Consider the following 19,927-nt stretch of genomic DNA (forward strand, 5'->3'; position numbering starts at 1 on the left):
AATGACTACGATTTACTTAAAGAAGTATAGTACAGTTCCCCGTTGTTGTAAATGATTTTAGAATGGAGGACCAGGATGAATCTAAATGGGTTGATTGGGGACCTGAAACGGATGTCGGACGGTGAGCTGCGGGAACTGGCCGGACAATACGGGGTCATGCTTACGACAAGTGAAATCAGGAAGCTGCGCCCGCTGCTGGATGAAGTCTCAGTCAGCTTTTTGTGGACCGGTGTTCCGGAAACGCTGATCCGCAAAGTGGAGTCGGTCATCGGAAAAGAACGGACCCGTCAGATCCTCGATGAGCATTGGTGAACCGGGACAATTAAACAGGCTGCGGAAGCATCTCAAGTGAGACGCTTCCGCAGCCTGCTGATGTTTGGGCTTAAACCATGAGGGCTTCGATCGGTTCACGGCTGAACGATTTCTCGCGCAGCATGGCGATCTCGTCACGGTAAGGTGCTTTTCGGCTTGCTTTGTCCGGTCCGACCCAAGGGGTTTCCAGTATCTTTGGTAGTTCGGCGAATTCCCCGAGATGGACGATCCGGGAAAGGGCGTCAAATCCGATATGGCCGAAACCGATATTCTCATGCCTGTCCTTTCTGGCGCCGCGCTCATTTTTGCTGTCGTTGACATGGATTACGGAAATCCGGTCGAGTCCGATCACTTTATCGAATTCGGTGAGTACGCCATCCAGGTCATTGACGATGTCGTACCCTGAGTCATGCACATGACAAGTGTCGAAGCAGACCGTAAGCCGGTCGTTCCGTTCAACGCCGTCAATGATCCTTGCAAGCTCATCAAATGAGCAGCCGCACTCCGATCCCTTGCCCGCCATTGTCTCAAGAGCGATCCGGACTGGCGCTTCCGCCTGAAGGGCTTCGTTCAGACCCTGGATGATTTTCGCAATCCCCTTGTCCGTCCCCTCGCCTACGTGGGCTCCCGGGTGCAGGACAATCTGGTTCGCGCCGATCGCTGCCGTCCGATCGATCTCACTCTGCAGAAAATTCACGCCGAGTTCGAACGTCTCCGGCTTGACCGAATTTCCGATATTGATGATATACGGGGCGTGGACCACAATATTGGAAAGTCCGTTTTCCTCCATATGAAGGCGGCCGGCAGCGATATTCAGTTCTTCAATCGGTTTGCGCCTAGTATTTTGTGGTGCACCGGTATAGACCATGAACGTCGACGCCCCGTATGAAGCAGCTTCTTCGCTTGCCCCGAGCAGCATTTTTTTGCCGCTCATGGACACATGTGATCCGATCAGCATTTTACTTTCTCCTCCCCTGCCGGGATTCCTTGCGCTTCTCCTTGCGCCGGATATCGGCCACTTGCTTTTCTATCTTCTTCTTGTATCCAGGCTTTACTTTGGTCGGCCTGCGGACCTGACGTCGGATCTTTTCATCCAGTTCACGGTCGGTCTTCTGGCGCGTGGAACGGGAATGGCGCTCCTTCAATTCGGACCATTCACCTTTTTTCACATCACGGTGAACAAACGGCACGCCCATTTTCTCGATCCGTATGAGCGCGTCTTCATCGGACGGTTCATATAACGTGATAACGGTTCCCTGGAGACCGGCCCTTGCAGTTCTGCCGGAGCGGTGTACAAAGAATTCAAGATCTTCCGGAAGGTTGTAGTTGATGACATGGCTGACACCCGGAATATCAATTCCACGTGAAGCAAGGTCGGTCGCGACGATATATTCGAATTCCAGTTCGCGGACCCGGTTCATCATCTTCCGGCGCTCACGAGGTGTGAGATCACCATGGATACGGCCAGTCTTGATTCCCTGGGCCGACAGGTACTCACCGACCTCTTCTGCCTCTTTTCGTGTGTTGGTGAAGATGATCGCCAGATAGGGATTGAGCCCCTCCATGACATGAAGCAATTTCTTTTTGCGGTCCATGCTCCTCACTGGGACAAGCGGGAACTCGATCCCCTCTGCCACCGGGCGGCGCTCGCCGACTTTGACATGCTCGGGCGATTCCATATATTTATTCAGGAATGGTTTCAGCTTTTCCGGTATGGTCGCGGAGAAGACGTACATCTCAAGTTCTTTAGGCATACGGGAAGCCACCTGATCGATATCCTCGATGTAGCCCATATCAAAAGCGAGATCGGCTTCGTCGATGACCAGAATTTTAGCCGTATGGGCCAGCAGCGCATCCTGCTGGACGAGATCACGCAGCCTTCCGGGTGTCCCGACCGCAATGTGCGGCTGGGTCTTCAGCTTGTCGATGGAGCGCTGCTTGTCCGTGCCACCGATAAAGAGTCCGGAGCGGATGTCCGTCCCTTCTGTCATTTTTTGCAGTTCCGAATGGATCTGCTCCGCCAGTTCCCTGGTAGGCGCAGCAATGACAGCCTGGACCGTTTCGGCTTCTGTATCCGCACGTTCAACAATCGGGATCAGGAAACTGTGTGTCTTTCCGGTCCCTGTGTGGGCCTGTCCGATGACGCTTTTTCCGGCAAGCATCAGCGGAATGACCGCTTCCTGCACCGGGGTCGGTGTTTCAAACCCTATTTTCCGGATGGCCTCTTGAACAAAAGGCTGGAGTTTCATATCTGTGAATTTCGGCATTCGTTTTCCTCCTCAACTGACCTTCATTTTAACACAGGCGGGCCGGATTCTCCCGTATCTTGCGGAGCGGCCCGATTGCGGGGAATCGGTGGCATTGCGGGGGGATCCGCATATGATTAAAGGAGAGCGTATTTTATAGAAAGGAGTCCGCCGGATGCGATATCAGTCATTTTACCCGTTTTCAGGCGGCGGAGGCGCTACCCGGATGCCGTTCGGCCAGCCTCCGCAAAGCGGCATGTTCAGCGGCCCTCCAGCCGGCTTCGGAATGAATCCCGGCTTTGGTCCCGGAGGGGGTGGAGGAAGAGGTTTCGGTGGCGGCAGAGGCCCCGGCCCGGGAGGATTCGGTATGCCGGGCACAGCCGGAGGCCAGGGTGGCTCACGGCTTGAGAACTACATGAGAACCGCCGATAAATTCCTGTCCACCGCCCAGCAACTGTCTCCTCTGATCAGCCAGCTAAGCCCGATGATGCAAAACATCCCCGCGCTTTTCCAGATTTATCGGGGCTTCTCCGGAACACCGTCGGCAGGCGGAGGCGGCAGCCAGGCAGCCGGAAGCGCGCCGCAAAGTCGTGCGGATGCCGTCGCACCGAGGCCCGACGGGAATTCCGTTCCCCGCATTTTCCAGCCGCCTTTTTGAATCTTTGAATCCGCGGCCACGCTCGGCTATAATAGGGGCAGTGACCTGAAGGAGTGAAATCCATGAATGTAATCAAGATTTCGCCGAGGGGCTACTGCTATGGAGTCGTGGACGCGATGGTTATCGCCCAGAACGCCGCCATGGACAAGTCGCTTCCGAGGCCGATCTATATACTGGGAATGATCGTTCACAACAAACATGTGACCGATGCATTCGAACAAGATGGCATCATCACGCTTGATGGGCCGAACCGCAGAGAGATCCTGGAGCAAGTCGAAAACGGAACGGTCATCTTCACCGCACATGGCGTCTCTCCGGAAGTCCGGGAGATTGCCCGCCGCAAAGGCCTTGTCGCTATCGATGCGACTTGCCCGGATGTGACGACCACGCACGATCTGATAGAGGAAAAAACCGCAGAAGGCTATGACATCATCTACATCGGCAAAAAAGGCCATCCGGAACCGGAAGGCGCCATCGGCGTCGCTCCGGACAAGGTCCATCTGATCCAGACGCTGGCGGATGCCAATGCCCTGGATATCTCCGCCGACAAACTGCTTGTCACCAACCAGACGACGATGAGCCAGTGGGATGTCGCCGAGATCATGGAACGCCTGCAGGAGCGCTATCCGAACCTGGAAGTGCACCGCGAAATCTGCATGGCAACACAAGTGCGCCAGGAAGCAGTTGCCGAACAGGCAGGAGACGCCGATCTGCTGATCGTCGTCGGAGATCCGATGAGCAACAACTCCAACCGTCTGACCCAGGTCTCCATCGAGATCGCCGGAACGCCGTCTTACCGGGTTGAAGATGTCTCCGGCATCGACCTGTCCTGGCTCGAAGGCGTGGAGACTGTCGCCGTCACTGCCGGTGCATCCACTCCGACTCCGATCGTCAAGGAAGTCATCAACTTCTTTGACCAGTACGATCCGAAGGACCCTGCTACGCATGACACCACTTCCAAAGTGAAGCTTGAAAAGATCCTTCCGCGCATCAAGACTCCGAAGCCGGTCAAGCGGATCGATCCATACCCGGTCTGAGGGAACAAAAAGCGGGACTGCCTCCAAAAAGAACAGTCCCGCTACATACTGCAGACAAAGTGAGCGATTTGCTCCTTTGTCTGCAGTTTTCTTTTTCTTCAAAAATCAGGATTACCTCTCCTGAATGCATATGCTTTTACATAAACCTGAAAGGTTCCGTGATAATCGCCGATTCGATAAAGCCGCATTTGATGCCGGCTTTTTCCGCGTCCGTTTCCAGTCGTTCCCTGACTCCGCCGACCATAATCCTTTCAATGTGGTGTCCGGGATCGACAATGGATAAACCGAGGTTTGCTGCGTCCTGGGCAGTATGGAAATCGATGTCCCCCGTCACCAGCACGTCGGCTTTTTTCTGGAGAGCCGCATCTACATACTTGCCGCCCGATCCCCCAAGGACGGCCACTGTCCGGATGTCACGACCACCTCCGTCCACCACGCGCAGCGCGGGAACGGCCATTTGTTTTTTCGTATATTCGGCAAACGCATCAAGGTTCATTGTTTCAGGCAAGCTTCCGACCCGTCCGATACCATACTCTTCCATTCGTTGATCCAGGATGAAAAAGTCATAAGCGGGCTCCTCGTAAGGATGCGCCTCGATCATCGCCTGTTCAACACGGCCTCGGATCGAACCGGTCAGCACCACTTCAATTTTCGTTTCAGCAACTTCTTCTTCCTTGCCGACACTGCCGATATACGGGTCTGCACCGGCTGCCGGTGTGAAGCGGCCGGTACCCTCCAGTTCATAGCTGCAGTGGGTATAGTCCCCGATAGCACCTGCTCCGGCATCCCCCAGTGCCTTGCGAACTTTTTCCACACTGTCATGAGGCGTGAAGACGGACAGTTTAAAAAGCGGTTCCCTGTAGGTCTCTTCAAGGACGGAGATATCGGAAAGGCCAAGCCTCTCCGCAAGCATGTCGTTCACTCCGCCCGGGGCCACATCAAGATTTGTATGAGCTGCATAGACGGAGATGCCGTGACGCAGGCACAACTCGACGATTCTGCCCTGAGGGGTATCCGTGCGCACTGATTTCATCGGCCTGAACAGCACCGGGTGGTGGGCGATCACAAGTCCTGCACCTGCATCGGCCGCTTCCAGGATCACGTCCTCTGTCACATCGAGCGTGATGAGCACTTTTTCTGCAAAAGCGTCCGGCCGGCCGATCTGGAGGCCGATCGGGTCCCAGTCATAGGCCATTTTTTTAGGAGCCCATTCCTCCATCAGCCGGATGATGTCATTGACGGTTGTCTTCCCCATTTTCGAGCACCTCCAAAATTTGTCCGAGTGAGCGCCTGAGTTCCTCTTCCTTTGCATCCCTTTCTGATGAAGGGGATGCTTCTTTTATACGATCCAGTATTTTTTGGAGTGAAGCGGCTTCATGCTCCCACTTCTTCCTGAACGTCTCAGGCTGTCGCTCGGACAATATTGGCCCGAAACGCAACTCCAGGTCATCATAGGACGCACTGCCCCGCTCAAGCACGAGGATTTCATAGATTTTCCTGTCTTCCTCGAGAATTTCCTCCTCGACAATATGCCAGCCGTTTTTCGCCGCCCAGGACCGGATCGCCAACGCGTGGATATTCGGCTGGAGAACGAGGCGGCTGACATTCTTCAGACGGTCCTTGCCGTCTTCGAGGATCGAGGCGATCAGCGGGCCGCCCATTCCCGCGATGGCGACCGTGTCGACGCCGTCTTCCTCGCGGATTGCAGCGAGACCGTCTGCCAGGCGCGCTTCCACCTTGCCGTCCAGTCCCGCCTCACGGATCGTGGCCATTGCGGACTCATAGGGGCCTCTTGCCACTTCTCCGGCTATGCCCTTGCGGATCCGCCCGTCAAGCGCCAGGTGGGCCGGCAGATAGGCATGGTCACTGCCGATGTCCGCCAGCACCGCATCCCGGCCGATATATGAAGCGACTGCTTGCAGCCGCATAGACAGTTTGTTCACATTCACCTTCTGACACCTCCTCTGTCAATTGTAAACAACAATCCTGAAAATGTTAAAGCCCTTATCCGGATTTCCGGACAAGGGCTCCTAAAGCAAGTTCATTATTGAAGCGAGAGGACCCATTCAGCCATCGCGTCGAGGTTCTCGTCCGGGACGAGACCGCCAGGCATTGCGCCTTTACCGTTCTTCAGAACGTCTTTGACTTCATCTGCACTTGAATCCAGGCCTACAAGGCTTGGACCGACAGAACCTTCATAGTTCTGGCCGTGGCAGGAAACACATTTACCTTGTGCCAGTGCCTCTGGATCAAAGTCACCGGAAGAAGCTTCGTCTCCGCCTTCACCACCGGCCTCGCCAGTAGCGGTATCGCCGCCGCTATCCTCGGATTGCTCCTGGTCAGCTGCAATTTCTTCCTTGTTATCCAGCCCGTAAAGAGACATGAAGAAAATAAGGCCGATTCCGAGTGCCATAATCAGGATATAAGGTACGACAGGATTTCTGTTCATCGACTAAAACCCCCTTTTCCGTGAGATAGCTGTACAATTTATATACAGTGAACAATACATATTGTACTTCATTCCCCCGAAAACTGAAAGCATTAGCCGGGAAGTTTTGCGACTTTGTGACAAATTCGGCAAAAGTCCGCGCGGCTTCGGGTCTTACACCCCAATATGGCGTGCAATGACCATATGCTGGACCTCTGATGTCCCTTCGCCGATTTCCAGCAGTTTCGCGTCGCGCATATAGCGCTCGACTTCATATTCTTTCATGTATCCATAACCGCCATGCAGCTGGATGGCCTCGTCCGCGACTTCCATGGCGATTTCGGATGCGTAGAGCTTGCACATCGCCGCTTCTTTTGAGAACGGACGGCCCTGATCTTTTAGCCAGGCGGCCTTATAGACCATCGTCCTGGCCAGTTCAATCTTCATTGCCATATCGGCAAGCTTAAACTGGTTCACCTGGAAGTCTGCAATGGCACGCCCGAACTGCTTGCGCTCCTTCGCATATTGAAGTGAACGGTCAAACGCAGCCTGCGCGATACCTACTGCCATCGCTCCGATTCCGATCCGTCCTCCATCAAGCGTCACGAGGAACTGGCGGAAGCCGTTGCCGCGCTTCCCAAGCAGGTTTTCCTGCGGAACTCGGACATTTTCAAGTACAAGCTCTGTCGTATTGGAGGCATTCAGCCCCATCTTTTCATAATTATCGATCACCTTGAATCCTTCCGCATCCGTCGGGACGATAATGGCGGAAATCTCTTTTTTGCCGTCGGCCGAACCGGTAATGGCGGTGAGCGCGAGATGTTTGGCATGGCTTGCATTCGTAATGAACACCTTGTTGCCGCTGATGACGAAATCGTCCCCTTCCGATTTCGCGGCCGTCTGCGTTCCGCCCGCATCGGAACCGGCATTCGGCTCTGTGAGGCCAAAGGCTCCCAGTGACTCCCCTGTACAGATCGGCACCAGATACTTTTCCTTCTGCTCTTCTGTACCGAATAAGTTCAGAGGCGCTCCTCCCAGTGAAATATGAGCCGAATACGTGATTCCTGTAGAAGCACAAGCACGGCTCAACTCTTCCGTCACAATGGCAAAGCTGACCGTATCTGCCCCCGCTCCCCCGTATTTCTCGTCGAACGGAAGGCCCATCATCCCCATTTCCCCAAGCTGCCGGAATATGTCCTTCGGAAATTCTTTTGTCCTGTCCCGCTCAATCGCCCCCGGAGCCACGACCTCGTCTGCAAATTCCCGAATGGTTTTTCGAATCATCTGCTGCTCATCAGTCAGGTCAAAGTTCATTTTGCATCCCCCTTTGTGAATACGCTTTCATAGATAGTATAACTGAACGAGCGCTCGCTTAACAACTCCAATAAAGCTGCTGCGGAAAGCAATTTCGTCAATGTCAACCAACCATGTTCAAACAAAACGAGCCGTCACCCCACAATCGGGTGACGGCTCGTCCACGTATTTCAGATGCCCGCCAATGCGGACGGCTGAATTTTATTCCAGAAAATCTTTAAGCCGCTTTGAGCGCGACGGATGGCGCAGCTTGCGGAGCGCCTTCGCCTCGATCTGGCGGATCCGTTCGCGAGTGACGCCGAATACCTTGCCCACTTCTTCGAGCGTACGGGTTCTTCCGTCATCAAGGCCGAAGCGGAGACGAAGAACATTCTCCTCACGGTCTGTCAGGGTATCAAGCACATCCTCAAGCTGTTCCTTGAGAAGCTCGTATGCTGCGTGGTCCGATGGGGACTGAGCCTCGGAGTCTTCGATGAAATCGCCAAGATGTGAGTCGTCCTCTTCTCCGATCGGAGTTTCCAGGGAAACAGGCTCTTGGGCAATCTTCAGGATTTCCCTGACTTTCTCTGCAGGAAGGTCCATCTCTTCCCCGATTTCCTCTGGCGTCGGTTCACGCCCAAGGTCCTGGAGCAGCTGTCTCTGGACACGGATCAGCTTGTTGATCGTCTCGACCATATGGACCGGAATTCGGATAGTCCTGGCCTGGTCCGCGATAGCGCGTGTGATTGCCTGCCGGATCCACCATGTCGCATACGTACTGAATTTAAATCCTTTGCGGTAGTCAAACTTCTCTACCGCTTTGATGAGGCCCATATTCCCTTCCTGGATCAGGTCCAGGAAAAGCATGCCGCGCCCGACATACCGTTTGGCAATTGAGACGACAAGCCGCAGGTTGGCTTCCGCCAGGCGTTTTTTAGCTTCTTCGTTCCCATCTTCGATTCGTTTGGCAAGTGAGATTTCCTCTTCCGCAGAAAGGAGGTCAACCCGGCCGATCTCTTTCAGATACATTCTGACAGGGTCATTGATTTTGACTCCGGGCGGCACGCTCAGATCATTGAGGTCAAATTCTTCTTCCTCACCCTCTTCGCCCTTTTGGCCCTTACCTTTACGGTCGAGTTCAATGCCCTGTTCTTCGATCTGATCAAGGAATTCCTCGAAATGATCCGGCTCCATATCGAAAGCGGATAGTTTTTCCGTTACATAGTCAAAAGACAGCTCGCCCGCCTTTTTGCCCTGCTCAAGCAACTGTGCTTTCAATTCTTCAATTGTCATTTCGTGTTCGTGCTCATTAGACTGGCCTGAAAGGTCTGCCATTTTACTCCTCCTCCTGCAAAGCCGGCACTGTTACAATGCCGACAAGGACTTTCTCAATGCTATGATTTCACTGGATAATTGTAGGGCGCGGCTGAGATCACTCATCTTTTCCGCTTCCCTCGATTGCTGCAGCTTGTCGCTGATCGACATCTCGATCCTGTATTTTCTGATATGGCGGATGCTGTCCCGGATCTCTTCTTCCGCGTGTTCTCCGGAAGATCCCGCGATCGCCGTTTCCATGACGATTTTCCTCAGTTCCGGATCATCGAGGGTTTCACAGAACCGATGTACATCGGGTTCGCCATATTCCTCATAAAATCCTGCAAGTCTGACGAAAATCGCCGTATATTCATCATGAAAGAACGGGCTGCCTTCGTCTGAGTCCCTGAACCGGGCAAAAAGCGTACCGTCTCGGAGCATATGGTACAGCATAATCCGCTCTGCTCTGGCCACCGGGGATTTTCTGGGCTTCCCCTGGGGCCTGGCAGATTCGGCAGGCCTTCCAATCTCCTCGGACGGCGCATGCCGTTCTTTTCGGGTATGCCGGGCTTCCGACTTCCTGAATTGGGATGTGAGTGCATCCACGGAAACACCTGTCTCTTCGGACAGTTGCTTCAGGTAAATGTCACGCTCAACAGGAGTCGTCTTGCCTGCCAGTTCCTTCAAGACCTCGTGGATATACTGAAGAAGGTCATTTTCGTTCTTAAGGTTCTTTTCCCTTTTTGCATACATCATCGCGAACGAAAGAAGTGTGTGCGGTTGGCCGATAATACGGTCCCTGAACGCCTCGCCCCCGTACTTTTTAAGGTAATCGTCCGGGTCCAGCCCTTCCGGAACGATGGCCACCTTGGCATCAAGGCGGTTCGTCGGGAACATCCGGCTAAATCGCCTGGCAGCTTCCCAGCCCGCATTGTCACCATCCGTACAGATAATGACCTCGTTCGTCACACGGCCCAATAGCGACAAATGCTTGTCCGACATGGCGGTACCCATCAGGGCGACGCCGGACTGAATACCGGCCTCATCTGCCGAAATGACATCCATGAAACCTTCGAACAATATTACATTACCCGATTTACGGGCCGCGAGACGTGCATTGTGGTAATTATAGAGAATTTCGCTTTTGTTGAAGATAGGCGTCTCGGGGCTGTTGAGGTATTTCGGTTCATTACCGGCCTTTTGGATCACCCTTCCGGAAAACCCGACAGTTTTCCCATTCGTGTCATGGAGCGGAAACATGACCCTGTTCCTGAACCGGTCAAAAGCGCCGCTGCCATTATCGGGGATAATAGCCAGCCCCGACTCTGAAAGTTCTTCATCACTGAACCCTTTTCGTTTCAGCAAAGTGACAAGAGATTCCCGGTTGCCGAGTGACCAGCCGATTCCGAACTTCTCAATGGTATCCCGCGTAAAGCCCCGGCCGTACAGATAATTGAGCGCTTCCTCCCCTTCCACGGTGTTCAACAGCAAATGCCTGTAAAACTCTTCCGCGTACCGATGGGCTTCCAAAAGCCGGCGATGGCCCGAAGGCAACTGCTTTTCACTGCCCGCCATGTCTCCGACTTCCACTTCCACACCAGAACGCGCACCAAGTTTCGCCACCGCTTCAACGAATGACAGGTTTTCGACGTCCATAACGAACGTGATGGCGTTCCCGCCTGCCCCGCACCCGAAACAATGAAACATCTGCTTGTCTTCGGACACCGAGAAAGACGGGGAATTTTCATCATGGAACGGACAGAGTCCGAACCAGTTCCTTCCCCTTTTCGTCAGCTGTACATATTCACCGATCAGCCCGACGATATCTGTCTGGGAACGGATCGTTTCAATCTTCTCCTCCGGAATCCGCTTCATCCGTCACACCACACTTTCGGCCGTACTCTCGAATTCGAGATTCAATTTCGGAATCCTTCATCGTTCGACAAAAAAGTGCGCAGGAGAGAAGAAAATCGCCCACTACGCGCATTTTATTCACAATATCCAATTATAATACGCCTCAATGAACTTTTCCACCTTCAGATAGGCTTTTCTTTAAATTCTTCCTTAACATTCTGTACCGGCTGCCGCAAAAAAAGAACCTGCCTTTCAAAAAGGCGGTTCTGCCGTTTATCGTTCGCGGTTTTGCTTGATATTCAGGATTATATTCGCAGTTTCTTCCACTGCACGATCGGTCACATCGATGACTCTGCAGCCGATTCTGTCCGCCACCGAATAAAAATGATCGATTTCGGATTGAATCCTTTCGATTTTTGCATAGTTCGCATCGTCTTTTAAGCCAAGTGCCTTAAGACGCTCTTTTCGGATGGAATTCAGCTTTTCAGGCGAAATGACAAGACCGAAACACTTTTCCGGATCAATCTGGAACAATTCCTCCGGCGGCTCCACCTCGGGCACGAGCGGCACGTTTGCCACTTTGTATCGCTTGTGGGCAAGATACTGGGACAGAGGGGTCTTGGACGTCCGCGAGACTCCGATCAGAACAATATCGGCCAGCAACAAACCACGCGGATCACGCCCGTCATCGTACTTCACCGCAAACTCGATCGCTTCGATTTTCTGGAAATAGTCCTCATCCAGCATCCTGACGCGTCCCGGCTCTTCCGATGCCTTCTCGTTGAGCGTGCTTCCAATCACTTCGATGATCGGGCCGAGCAGGTCGATCGACGGGATATTCCTGCGCTCGCATTCCTTCTTAAGAAATGTCCTCATCTCATCCTTCACCAAAGTATAAAGGATGATGGCATTCTGTTCGGCGGCAAGCTCTGTGATTTCATGAAGCTGGTCGGTTGATTCCACATGTGGAATCCGTTTGACCGCAGTTGATTCGAAGTCTTCCCGGAACTGGCTGATGGCCGCCTTCGCCACCAGGTCGCCGGTTTCACCGATTGAATCGGATACAATATACATTTTCAGTTGATTCATAGGGCACCTCTCACAAATCGTGATTTTCCGCCAGCGACAAAAACGCCGATGTGATGTTTGTCTTCGTGATGCGACCGATGACCGAAAGGCCCTCTTCCGTTTCCTCGACGACCGGGAGCGCATCGATCTGCCGCTCGATCAGCACCTTGGCGACATGGACAAGGGCCTCGTTCTTCCTGCAATAAGCGATATTCGGCATCCTCGTCATAATCATATGGACGGGGATCTTTTCCAGGTCGGTTCCGCCGATTGCAGTTCTGAGCAAGTCTTTCCTGGACAGGATTCCGGTCAGCCTGGATTGGTCATCCACAACGATCAGGGTACCGACGTCCTCGAGGAACATCTGCGTGATCGCATCATAGACGGACAATGATTCCTTTACGACGACCGGAATCGACTGGAAGTCACGTACCTTCATATTCATCATGTTCTCGGTCAGGTGCTGATCCTTTTTCTTGCCCGAATAGAAATAGCCGACACGCGGCCGGGCATCCAGAAAACCTGCCATCGTCAGGATGGCTAGGTCGGGCCGTATCGTGGCGCGGGTCAGGCTGAGCCGTTCCGCGATCTGTTCGCCCGTGATCGGCCCGTCGGCCTTCACGATCTCCAGAATCTCATCCTGACGCTTATTGAGTTCCATACGACTCACATCCTGTACTTGATGGGTAATAGCCTAGTTCATTATATCTGAATCCCCGTCCGATTGCGAAACGATTGAACCCGTGCTACAATGTTGTCAAACTCCATACGGCACTGACGGGACAATCAAGTAGTATCCGACAACAGCGAGCAGGGACGGTGAAAGCCTGCAAGGATATGAAGCGGCATCCCCGAGCCGATCTCTCTGAAAGAGGGCCGGTCTACCGGCCAATCGGGGTGGAACCGCGGGTCATCAAGCACCCGTCCCCGGACCTTGTGTCCGGGGACGGGTGCTTTTTGAATTCAATTATTCGAGGAGGAACTGAAATGACAACAATGGAAACGATCGTCACACTGGCCAAGCACCGGGGATTTGTCTTCCCGGGATCCGACATTTACGGCGGCCTCGCCAACACATGGGACTACGGCCCACTCGGCGTAGAACTGAAAAACAACATCAAGAAAGCATGGTGGAAGAAGTTCATCCAGGAGTCCCCGTACAACGTTGGCCTCGACGCTGCAATCCTTATGAACCCCAAGGTCTGGCAGGCATCGGGCCATGTCGGCAACTTCAACGACCCGATGATCGACTGTAAAAGCTGTAAAGCCCGCCATCGTGCGGACAAACTGATTGAAAACAAACTTGAGGCAGAAGGCAACGAGATGGTGGTTGACGGCATGCCATTTGAAAAGATGCAGGAACTCATTTCTGAGCACAACATCACCTGCCCGGACTGCGGAGCACAGGACTTCACCGATATCCGCCAGTTCAACCTGATGTTCAAGACTTCGCAGGGCGTGACAGATTCTTCGTCCAACGACATCTACCTCCGGCCGGAAACAGCACAGGGAATTTTCGTCAACTTCAAGAATGTCCAGCGTTCCATGCGCAAAAAACTGCCGTTTGGAATTGCCCAGGTCGGCAAAAGCTTCCGGAATGAAATCACGCCGGGCAACTTCACTTTCCGCACACGGGAATTTGAACAGATGGAGCTGGAGTTTTTCTGCAAGCCGGGTGAAGACCTTGAGTGGTACGCCTACTGGCGCGACTTCTGCAAAAACTGGCTTGATCAGCTTAACATGACGGATGAAAACGTCCGTCTTCGTGAACATGACAAAGAAGAACTCTCCCACTATTCGAATGCGACCGTCGATATTGAATATAAATTCCCGTTCGGCTGGGGCGAACTTTGGGGAATCGCAGACCGCACCGATTTCGATCTGAAGCGTCACATGGAGCATTCCGGTGAAGACTTCACGTACACCGATCCGGAATCCGGCGAGAAATTTGTCCCTTATTGCATCGAACCTTCCCTCGGGGCGGACCGGGTCACACTTGCATTCCTTTGCGATGCGTATGATGAAGAGAAAATCGGGGATGACGACCAGCGCACGGTCCTCCGCTTCCATCCGGCACTGGCACCTTTCAAGGCAGCGGTCCTTCCGCTTTCCAAGAAACTTTCTGAAGAGGCTCAGGACGTTTGGGCGGAACTGCGCAAATCCTTCCCTGTGGATTATGACGAATCGCAGTCGATCGGGAAACGCTACCGCAGGCAGGACGAAATCGGCACTCCGTTTTGCATCACCTACGACTTTGACTCCAAGGAAGACGGCCAAGTTACTGTCCGCGACCGCGACACGATGGAACAGGTCCGCATGCCAATCAGCGAAGTACACGCGTTTATCGAAAAACGGCTTGAATTCTGATATTCAAACCAAAAGGCAGTCCGCTCCGGCGGACTGCCTTTTCATGTGTGAGGATGACTCATTTCCCTGAAAACTGTTCACGGCAGGTTTTCAGGTGCGCTACACTCGTCGTCCGGTTCCTTTTTGTCTTCCGTACCGTCCGCTGCCTGCTCCTGCCTGCCAAAGGAAGGCATGCGGTCCAGCTGATCAAGGAAAGAGGCGGATTTCAGGCGGACACCCACTTGTTCATCGTAGATCGTCCGGACAATTTTCCTCATGAACTTTTTCGTCGCGGGCTTTAGCGTCAGCTTGCCAACCTGCTCGATCGGCACATTATAAAATGTCCTGATCAAGCGGAGGTGAGACGGTGACAGGCGGATCAGATATGGATCGACATGGAAACAGCGATGGCATAGGAAGCCGATCTCCTGGAAGGAAAACGCAAACTCACCTTCAGTAGCACCGCAGCTTGCACACTGATGAAGAACCGGATGAATTCCTGCCACCGGAAGCATTTTCCATTCCACAAACAACGTAATCGCCTCAGGGTCATACTCCTCATCTATCGCATGGAATGCCTGTCTGAGTAGCTCGAATTGGCCGGATGACGGCTGGTTGTCCTCAATGAGACGGTCCATAAGCTCTGCAATATAGCTTGCATAGGCGGTTGCCATAATGTCGTGATGCAAATGGCGCATCGTCCGGAGCGCATCCCCAGACTGCAAAGTTCCCATGCCTTTCCCTTTATAGACCATGAAAATCCCGTGTGTGAATGGCTGTGTCACCGCCGCCAGCCTGCTGGCAGGTTTCTTGGCTCCCTGCGCCATCGCGGTCACCTTTCCGGCTTCTCTCGTCAGGAACGTTACGACTTTATTTGTCTCCCCATACGGTCCGGTGCGCAGGACAATTCCTTCCCACTTGTTCAGCATGCGTGTGCCTCCTTCCCGGATATGCAGAAAAGCGCGGGCACCCGGCCCGCGCCCCGTCAGTATTCATCGTCCCGGAAACCATACTCCCTAAGCTGGTTGGAGCGGTTTCTCCAGTCTTTTTGGACCTTCACCCAAAGCTCAAGGTAAACCTTGCTGCCTAGCAGCATTTCGATATCCTGCCGCGCCCTTGTGCCGACCTCTTTCAGGAGAGCACCCCGCTTGCCGATCACTATGCCTTTCTGGGAGTCACGTTCGACGATGATTGTCGCACTGACATCCACCGTATCCTGGCCTTCGCGTTTGGCGATCCGCTCAATCACGACAGCAACCGAATGCGGTATTTCTTCACGGGTAAGATGAAGCACCTTTTCCCGGATCAGCTCAGAAATAATGAACCGCTCGGGATGGTCGGTCACCTGATCTGCCGGATAATATTGAGGACCTTCAGGCAGATACTCCTTGATGACTTCCATGAGACGTTCCACATTGTTGCCCTGGAGGGCGGAGATGGGAACAATTTCGTCGAAGTCCATCAGGCCACGATAGGTATCGATGACACCGATCAGTTCGTCGGGGTGGATGAGATCGATTTTGTTCAGGACGAGGACGACCGGAGTTCCGCTGTCCCTCAGCATGTCCATGATGAACTCGTCTCCCTTGCCGAGGGATTCATCGGCATTCGCCATGAAGAGGACCAAGTCCACTTCCTTGAGCGTGTTTTTGGCCACCTTCATCATGAAGTCGCCCAGCTTGTGCTTCGGTTTGTGGATGCCTGGCGTGTCGATAAACACCATCTGGCTGTCTTCCGTCGTGACAACACCCTGGACCTTATTTCTTGTGGTCTGGGGCTTGTCGCTCATGATCGCGATTTTCTGGCCGACCACACGGTTGAGGAAAGTCGACTTCCCTACATTTGGACGCCCGATGATCGAAATGAATCCTGATTTGTATCCTTCACGGTTATTCAGCATTTTCCATATCCTCCGCCTTAAACGCGCCAGGGAGGAGTTCCCTGACCGTTGTTTCCGCGACATCCCCTTGCAGGTTCGTCAAATATACGGGCATGTCACCTTCGCAGAACTCCGAGATGACCTGGCGGCAGGCACCACATGGTGATACCGGTCCAGGGGTATCTGCCACAACCGCAAGAGCCTTGAACTCACGGTGCCCTTCAGAGATTGCCTTGAAGAAAGCCGTGCGCTCCGCGCAATTGGTCATGCTGTAACCGGAATTCTCGATGTTGCATCCGCCGAACACTTCACCATCCCGGGTTAGGAGCGCTGCACCCACCTGAAATTTCGAGTAAGGCACGTATGCGAGTTCACGGGCATTTTTGGCCCGCTCCATCAGTTGTTGTTTATCCATAAATTAACCACCTTCAAAATAAGAGATTTATCCATTTGGGAATGAAAATCATGCAGCCGATGAGAATGCTCGCCGCGGCAAAAATCAGGACCGCCCCGGCTGCAGCATCTTTCGCCTGTCCCGCCAGCGGGTGGTGTTCGGAGGATACCAGGTCCACCACCCGTTCGATGGCTGTGTTCATCAGCTCCAGGGCTAGCATGCCGCCAAACAGGATGATCAGAACAATCCATTCGGCCGTCGATAGACCGGTAATCCAGCCCGCTCCGCTAACTGACAAGGCCGCCATGATATGGATCCTGAAGTTCTGTTCGGCGGCTGCCACATGAGCAATTCCATTCCATGCATACCGGAACGAACGGAAAAGCTTACGGACGTCCATCCGTGTCACGCCCGAGTCCGAACGATTCCAATATTTCATCCTGACGGCCGAACATTCTTCGTTCGTCCGCTTCGTTCATATGGTCGTAACCGAGGAGATGAAGAAAGCCGTGAAGAGCCAGAAAACCGATTTCCCTTTCCCGGCTATGGCCATATTCTTCAGCTTGCCGGTCCGCCGTCTCGGTGGAGATCAGAATATCGCCTAGCAACCGCGGCATTCCTTCAGGCTGGTTGACCGCTACTTCCCCCTCGACCGTTTCTTCAAGTGCGAACGAGATTACGTCTGTTGCCCGGTCTTTTTCCCGGTAATCCCGGTTGACCGACCTGATCGATTCATCGTCCATAAAAGTGACGGATAGTTCCGCCTCCCCGACATCTTCCATTTTTCCGGCATGTTCCAGCAGGCGGACGACCAGTTGCTGATCCTTTTCCCTAACTGTACCGGTTTCATCCATCAAATCGATCGTCAGTGTCATTTCCAGTCCTCCAGTCGGTCATTTTGGATATTCGATCCGGTTATGGAATACTCCGTTGAGCGTCGTGCAGATCACGTCCGCCACAATCTTCAATTCCCTGAAACTGAGATCGCATTCAGAAAATTGCCCATCATTCATTTTGTCCTTGATGATGGATTGGACCAACTGCTCGATCTTCTCGGGCGTCGGCTCCTTCATCGAACGGACTGCAGCCTCACAGCTGTCAGCGATCGAAATGACTGCGATTTCCTTGGTCTGTGGCTTGGGCCCCGGGTATCTGTAGGCGGCTTCATCGACATTCTTTCCTGATTCTCCTGCTTTTACATGGAAATATTTGAGGAGCGTCGTACCATGGTGCTGCCGTGCGATATCCACAAGCTCGCTGGGCATGCCATTCTTTTTCAGAATCTCCGCTCCGTCCGCTGCATGGGCAATGATAATGTCCCGGCTCTTTTCTGGAGGCAATGTATCATGCGGGTTGGTGCCCGCCATCTGGTTCTCGATGAAAAAGGCCGGCCTCCGTGTCTTTCCGATATCATGGTAATAGCTCCCGACCCGGGCAAGCAGCCCGTTTGCACCGATTGCCTCGCAGGCCGCATCGGACAGGTTGGCGACCATGACACTGTGGTGATATGTACCCGGCGTTTCCGTCAGAATTCTTTTCAGAAGCGGATGATTCGGATTGGAAAGTTCGACAAGCTTCAGGTCGGACAGGATTCCGAACACGGATTCGAAAAAGGGCATCAGGCCTATGGTGAGCGCGCCGGACAACAGACCGGAACCAAGTGCGGCAATCATGAAGAATGACCACTCCTGCAAGCCGAAATGCGACTGGGTCATCAGGAGATAAAATGTGATGAAAACGGCATTGGCGGCCGAAACACCAAAGCTTGCCGCCAGGATCGACGATCTGCGCCCGTCTCCCTGGATCAGATAGTGCCCGGCAAAGCCGCCAAACAGGATGTACAGGACAATCTCCATATTGGCAACAGGCGAATATCCTTCCTGCAGCAGAATGCCGCCAGTTGCGGCAGTAAGTACGGTCAGGAGAATCGCCATCCTCCCATCCGTCAGAAGCCGCAGTAGAAACGGAACAAGCGCTGTCGGATAAACATAGGCAAGTGCCATATTAAAATCAATCTCTGTCGCTGCAAGCAGCTTCATGGCCAATATAGTAAGGAAATAAATAACGAGTGTAATGGCAAGCCATTTCTTTTTCACGTGCACGGGCTGTTCGAGCTGCCTGAAATGCCGGTAAATAAACCAGAAGATCAGCAGGGTGAAGAGTCCGATTGCCAGTACGGGGCGCAGTGAAGTGTTCTCGTTCAGAAGGCCGGCCAGCTCCAGCTGACGGTGGACTTCCCTGTCAATAATCTGCCCTTCCTGGACGATCACCTGCCCCTGAAGGATCCGGGTCGGTTCAACTTCCGTCTTGGCATGCTCGATGCGCGCTTCTGTCTGCTGTTCGTCCAACCTTTCATTTACCGTAATGCTGGAGCGGCCAATTTCCACGGCTGCCGGCATGAGCCCCGCCGGGATGGCCAAAGAGCGGATCCGCCCTTCCGTCTCATTCCTTGAATCGGCAAGAGCCGTATCCCGGATCGGCTGCTCCATGATCTCCGACACAATCTCACTGACGGAATCACGGACTTTCACAAGATCATCATTGCCCGAACGAATCAGCATTCCGAGAAGTTCGTCGGAAAGACGGAAGCCGCCCCCAGATTCTTCAAGGCCCTCCAGCTTCTTTCGGAGATCCGCAATCTGGCCGGCAGTGTCAGGAGGGGATTCTTTTTCATTATCATTGTCTTTTGCGGCTTCTTCTTTGGCATCCAGCGCATAGTCGAAAACAGAGCGCACAACCGCTGCACTGTTTTGGGCTGCCTCTTCGTCAAAATCATAAACAGGCGTGACCTCTGAAGCGGCACGCTGCCTTTCCTGTTCCGTCTTGACGGGATCTTCCACCGTCTTGGTCGCCCGTATCGTCTCATTGGCGAGATGGAACATCTGGATATCGTATGTCTCGTCCTTCACACTTCCAAGCATGAGTCCAAAAGCCAGAAGTGAGGAAAGTCCGAGAAGGATAATAGAGAAAACAGAAAAAGAAATCCTTTCAATAAGCGATTGCCAACCCTTGAACATATCAGCTTCCCCCTAGCGGCCTGCAGAAACGCCCTTTCCCTCTCCTTGACGGAAATCATCCCGGCCGGAAAGATAAAAAAA

The 19,927-nt window shown here is 53.3% G+C and carries 20 protein-coding genes; 4 read left to right on the forward strand and 16 right to left on the reverse strand.

Going from position 1 to position 19,927, the window contains the following annotated elements:
• The first annotated feature begins 75 nt into the window (after nucleotides 1-75).
• On the forward strand, nucleotides 76-312 hold the full coding sequence (locus AC6CHQ_RS03680; protein WP_092051210.1) for a hypothetical protein: 237 nt from the start codon (nucleotides 76-78) through the stop codon (nucleotides 310-312).
• Nucleotides 313-382: 70 nt separating this feature from the next.
• On the opposite strand, the gene AC6CHQ_RS03685 is transcribed toward AC6CHQ_RS03680, so the two are convergent.
• Together AC6CHQ_RS03685 and AC6CHQ_RS03690 are read right to left on the reverse strand one after the other, a co-directional pair.
• Nucleotides 383-1,270 carry a deoxyribonuclease IV gene (locus AC6CHQ_RS03685; RefSeq protein WP_092051212.1) on the reverse strand — a complete coding sequence of 296 codons (888 nt, stop codon included), beginning with the start codon at nucleotides 1,268-1,270 and terminating at the stop codon, nucleotides 383-385.
• A gap of 1 nt (nucleotide 1,271) precedes the next feature.
• On the reverse strand, nucleotides 1,272-2,579 hold the full coding sequence (locus AC6CHQ_RS03690; protein ID WP_498080914.1) for a DEAD/DEAH box helicase: 1,308 nt from the start codon (nucleotides 2,577-2,579) through the stop codon (nucleotides 1,272-1,274).
• Between the two features lie 154 nt (nucleotides 2,580-2,733).
• Here AC6CHQ_RS03690 and vrrA point away from each other — a divergent pair, with 154 nt between their 5' ends.
• Both vrrA and AC6CHQ_RS03700 read left to right on the forward strand, forming a co-directional pair.
• Nucleotides 2,734-3,216 carry a VrrA/YqfQ family protein gene (vrrA, locus tag AC6CHQ_RS03695; protein WP_251240690.1) on the forward strand — a complete coding sequence of 161 codons (483 nt, stop codon included), beginning with the start codon at nucleotides 2,734-2,736 and terminating at the stop codon, nucleotides 3,214-3,216.
• Nucleotides 3,217-3,278: 62 nt separating this feature from the next.
• On the forward strand, nucleotides 3,279-4,253 hold the full coding sequence (locus tag AC6CHQ_RS03700; RefSeq protein ID WP_498080915.1) for a 4-hydroxy-3-methylbut-2-enyl diphosphate reductase: 975 nt from the start codon (nucleotides 3,279-3,281) through the stop codon (nucleotides 4,251-4,253).
• 136 nt (nucleotides 4,254-4,389) lie between these two features.
• Here the strand turns inward: AC6CHQ_RS03700 and AC6CHQ_RS03705 are convergent, their stop codons facing one another.
• The 8 genes from AC6CHQ_RS03705 to ccpN all read right to left on the reverse strand — a co-directional run bounded on the left by AC6CHQ_RS03705 (nucleotide 4,390) and on the right by ccpN (nucleotide 12,880).
• Nucleotides 4,390-5,508: a Nif3-like dinuclear metal center hexameric protein gene (locus AC6CHQ_RS03705; RefSeq protein ID WP_251240692.1), complete on the reverse strand. Its 1,119-nt coding sequence runs from the start codon at nucleotides 5,506-5,508 to the stop codon at nucleotides 4,390-4,392.
• Nucleotides 5,486-6,202: a tRNA (adenine(22)-N(1))-methyltransferase gene (locus AC6CHQ_RS03710; protein WP_251240693.1), complete on the reverse strand. Its 717-nt coding sequence runs from the start codon at nucleotides 6,200-6,202 to the stop codon at nucleotides 5,486-5,488. Before AC6CHQ_RS03710 ends, AC6CHQ_RS03705 begins: the two co-directional genes overlap by 23 nt.
• Before the next feature lie 95 nt (nucleotides 6,203-6,297).
• Nucleotides 6,298-6,702, reverse strand: coding sequence for a c-type cytochrome (locus tag AC6CHQ_RS03715; protein WP_092051223.1), 405 nt, complete (start codon nucleotides 6,700-6,702; stop codon nucleotides 6,298-6,300).
• A gap of 153 nt (nucleotides 6,703-6,855) precedes the next feature.
• Nucleotides 6,856-7,995 carry an acyl-CoA dehydrogenase family protein gene (locus tag AC6CHQ_RS03720; protein WP_092051225.1) on the reverse strand — a complete coding sequence of 380 codons (1,140 nt, stop codon included), beginning with the start codon at nucleotides 7,993-7,995 and terminating at the stop codon, nucleotides 6,856-6,858.
• A 201-nt stretch (nucleotides 7,996-8,196) separates the two neighbouring features.
• Nucleotides 8,197-9,309, reverse strand: coding sequence for an RNA polymerase sigma factor RpoD (gene rpoD, locus AC6CHQ_RS03725; protein ID WP_092051227.1), 1,113 nt, complete (start codon nucleotides 9,307-9,309; stop codon nucleotides 8,197-8,199).
• Nucleotides 9,310-9,339: 30 nt separating this feature from the next.
• Complete coding sequence (gene dnaG / locus AC6CHQ_RS03730; protein ID WP_092051229.1) at nucleotides 9,340-11,163, reverse strand: DNA primase; 1,824 nt, start codon at nucleotides 11,161-11,163, stop codon at nucleotides 9,340-9,342.
• A gap of 252 nt (nucleotides 11,164-11,415) precedes the next feature.
• Nucleotides 11,416-12,231 carry a pyruvate, water dikinase regulatory protein gene (locus AC6CHQ_RS03735; protein WP_092051231.1) on the reverse strand — a complete coding sequence of 272 codons (816 nt, stop codon included), beginning with the start codon at nucleotides 12,229-12,231 and terminating at the stop codon, nucleotides 11,416-11,418.
• Between the two features lie 10 nt (nucleotides 12,232-12,241).
• Nucleotides 12,242-12,880, reverse strand: coding sequence for a transcriptional regulator CcpN (ccpN, locus tag AC6CHQ_RS03740; protein WP_177168301.1), 639 nt, complete (start codon nucleotides 12,878-12,880; stop codon nucleotides 12,242-12,244).
• A gap of 317 nt (nucleotides 12,881-13,197) precedes the next feature.
• Here ccpN and AC6CHQ_RS03745 point away from each other — a divergent pair, with 317 nt between their 5' ends.
• Nucleotides 13,198-14,577: a glycine--tRNA ligase gene (locus AC6CHQ_RS03745; protein ID WP_092051233.1), complete on the forward strand. Its 1,380-nt coding sequence runs from the start codon at nucleotides 13,198-13,200 to the stop codon at nucleotides 14,575-14,577.
• Between the two features lie 77 nt (nucleotides 14,578-14,654).
• On the opposite strand, the gene recO is transcribed toward AC6CHQ_RS03745, so the two are convergent.
• From recO to AC6CHQ_RS03775, 6 genes are read right to left on the reverse strand one after another with little or no spacing between them, the layout of a single operon-like run.
• A complete protein-coding gene (gene recO, locus AC6CHQ_RS03750; RefSeq protein WP_251240514.1) occupies nucleotides 14,655-15,485 on the reverse strand; it encodes a DNA repair protein RecO in 831 nt (276 codons plus the stop codon).
• Nucleotides 15,486-15,541: 56 nt separating this feature from the next.
• A complete protein-coding gene (gene era / locus AC6CHQ_RS03755) occupies nucleotides 15,542-16,456 on the reverse strand; it encodes a GTPase Era (RefSeq protein WP_177168302.1) in 915 nt (304 codons plus the stop codon).
• Nucleotides 16,446-16,850 (reverse strand): cytidine deaminase, encoded by a 405-nt coding sequence (locus AC6CHQ_RS03760; RefSeq protein WP_092051237.1) that lies wholly within the window; start codon nucleotides 16,848-16,850, stop codon nucleotides 16,446-16,448. Before AC6CHQ_RS03760 ends, era begins: the two co-directional genes overlap by 11 nt.
• Before the next feature lie 13 nt (nucleotides 16,851-16,863).
• Entirely contained in the window at nucleotides 16,864-17,229 is a 366-nt protein-coding gene (locus AC6CHQ_RS03765; protein WP_092051239.1) for a diacylglycerol kinase family protein, read from the reverse strand.
• A complete protein-coding gene (gene ybeY / locus AC6CHQ_RS03770) occupies nucleotides 17,216-17,704 on the reverse strand; it encodes an rRNA maturation RNase YbeY (RefSeq protein WP_092051241.1) in 489 nt (162 codons plus the stop codon). Before ybeY ends, AC6CHQ_RS03765 begins: the two co-directional genes overlap by 14 nt.
• Before the next feature lie 18 nt (nucleotides 17,705-17,722).
• A complete protein-coding gene (locus AC6CHQ_RS03775; protein ID WP_092051243.1) occupies nucleotides 17,723-19,846 on the reverse strand; it encodes an HD family phosphohydrolase in 2,124 nt (707 codons plus the stop codon).
• Nucleotides 19,847-19,927: the final 81 nt, after the last annotated feature.

This window comes from Bhargavaea sp. GQ12, assembly GCF_059758705.1.

Coding starts and splice junctions, on each gene's coding strand:
- recO (WP_251240514.1), bottom strand. CDS start 15,485: ATGCTGAACAAGTGGGAAGGAATTGTCCTGCGCACCGGACCGTATGGG.
- rpoD (WP_092051227.1), bottom strand. CDS start 9,309: ATGGCAGACCTTTCAGGCCAGTCTAATGAGCACGAACACGAAATGACA.
- AC6CHQ_RS03690 (WP_498080914.1), bottom strand. CDS start 2,579: ATGCCGAAATTCACAGATATGAAACTCCAGCCTTTTGTTCAAGAGGCC.
- AC6CHQ_RS03685 (WP_092051212.1), bottom strand. CDS start 1,270: ATGCTGATCGGATCACATGTGTCCATGAGCGGCAAAAAAATGCTGCTC.
- AC6CHQ_RS03680 (WP_092051210.1), top strand. CDS start 76: ATGAATCTAAATGGGTTGATTGGGGACCTGAAACGGATGTCGGACGGT.
- AC6CHQ_RS03715 (WP_092051223.1), bottom strand. CDS start 6,702: ATGAACAGAAATCCTGTCGTACCTTATATCCTGATTATGGCACTCGGA.
- AC6CHQ_RS03700 (WP_498080915.1), top strand. CDS start 3,279: ATGAATGTAATCAAGATTTCGCCGAGGGGCTACTGCTATGGAGTCGTG.
- AC6CHQ_RS03760 (WP_092051237.1), bottom strand. CDS start 16,850: ATGGATAAACAACAACTGATGGAGCGGGCCAAAAATGCCCGTGAACTC.
- AC6CHQ_RS03765 (WP_092051239.1), bottom strand. CDS start 17,229: ATGGACGTCCGTAAGCTTTTCCGTTCGTTCCGGTATGCATGGAATGGA.
- AC6CHQ_RS03735 (WP_092051231.1), bottom strand. CDS start 12,231: ATGAATCAACTGAAAATGTATATTGTATCCGATTCAATCGGTGAAACC.
- era (WP_177168302.1), bottom strand. CDS start 16,456: ATGCTGAATAACCGTGAAGGATACAAATCAGGATTCATTTCGATCATC.
- AC6CHQ_RS03720 (WP_092051225.1), bottom strand. CDS start 7,995: ATGAACTTTGACCTGACTGATGAGCAGCAGATGATTCGAAAAACCATT.
- AC6CHQ_RS03775 (WP_092051243.1), bottom strand. CDS start 19,846: ATGTTCAAGGGTTGGCAATCGCTTATTGAAAGGATTTCTTTTTCTGTT.
- ybeY (WP_092051241.1), bottom strand. CDS start 17,704: ATGACACTGACGATCGATTTGATGGATGAAACCGGTACAGTTAGGGAA.
- vrrA (WP_251240690.1), top strand. CDS start 2,734: ATGCGATATCAGTCATTTTACCCGTTTTCAGGCGGCGGAGGCGCTACC.
- dnaG (WP_092051229.1), bottom strand. CDS start 11,163: ATGAAGCGGATTCCGGAGGAGAAGATTGAAACGATCCGTTCCCAGACA.
- AC6CHQ_RS03745 (WP_092051233.1), top strand. CDS start 13,198: ATGACAACAATGGAAACGATCGTCACACTGGCCAAGCACCGGGGATTT.
- AC6CHQ_RS03705 (WP_251240692.1), bottom strand. CDS start 5,508: ATGGGGAAGACAACCGTCAATGACATCATCCGGCTGATGGAGGAATGG.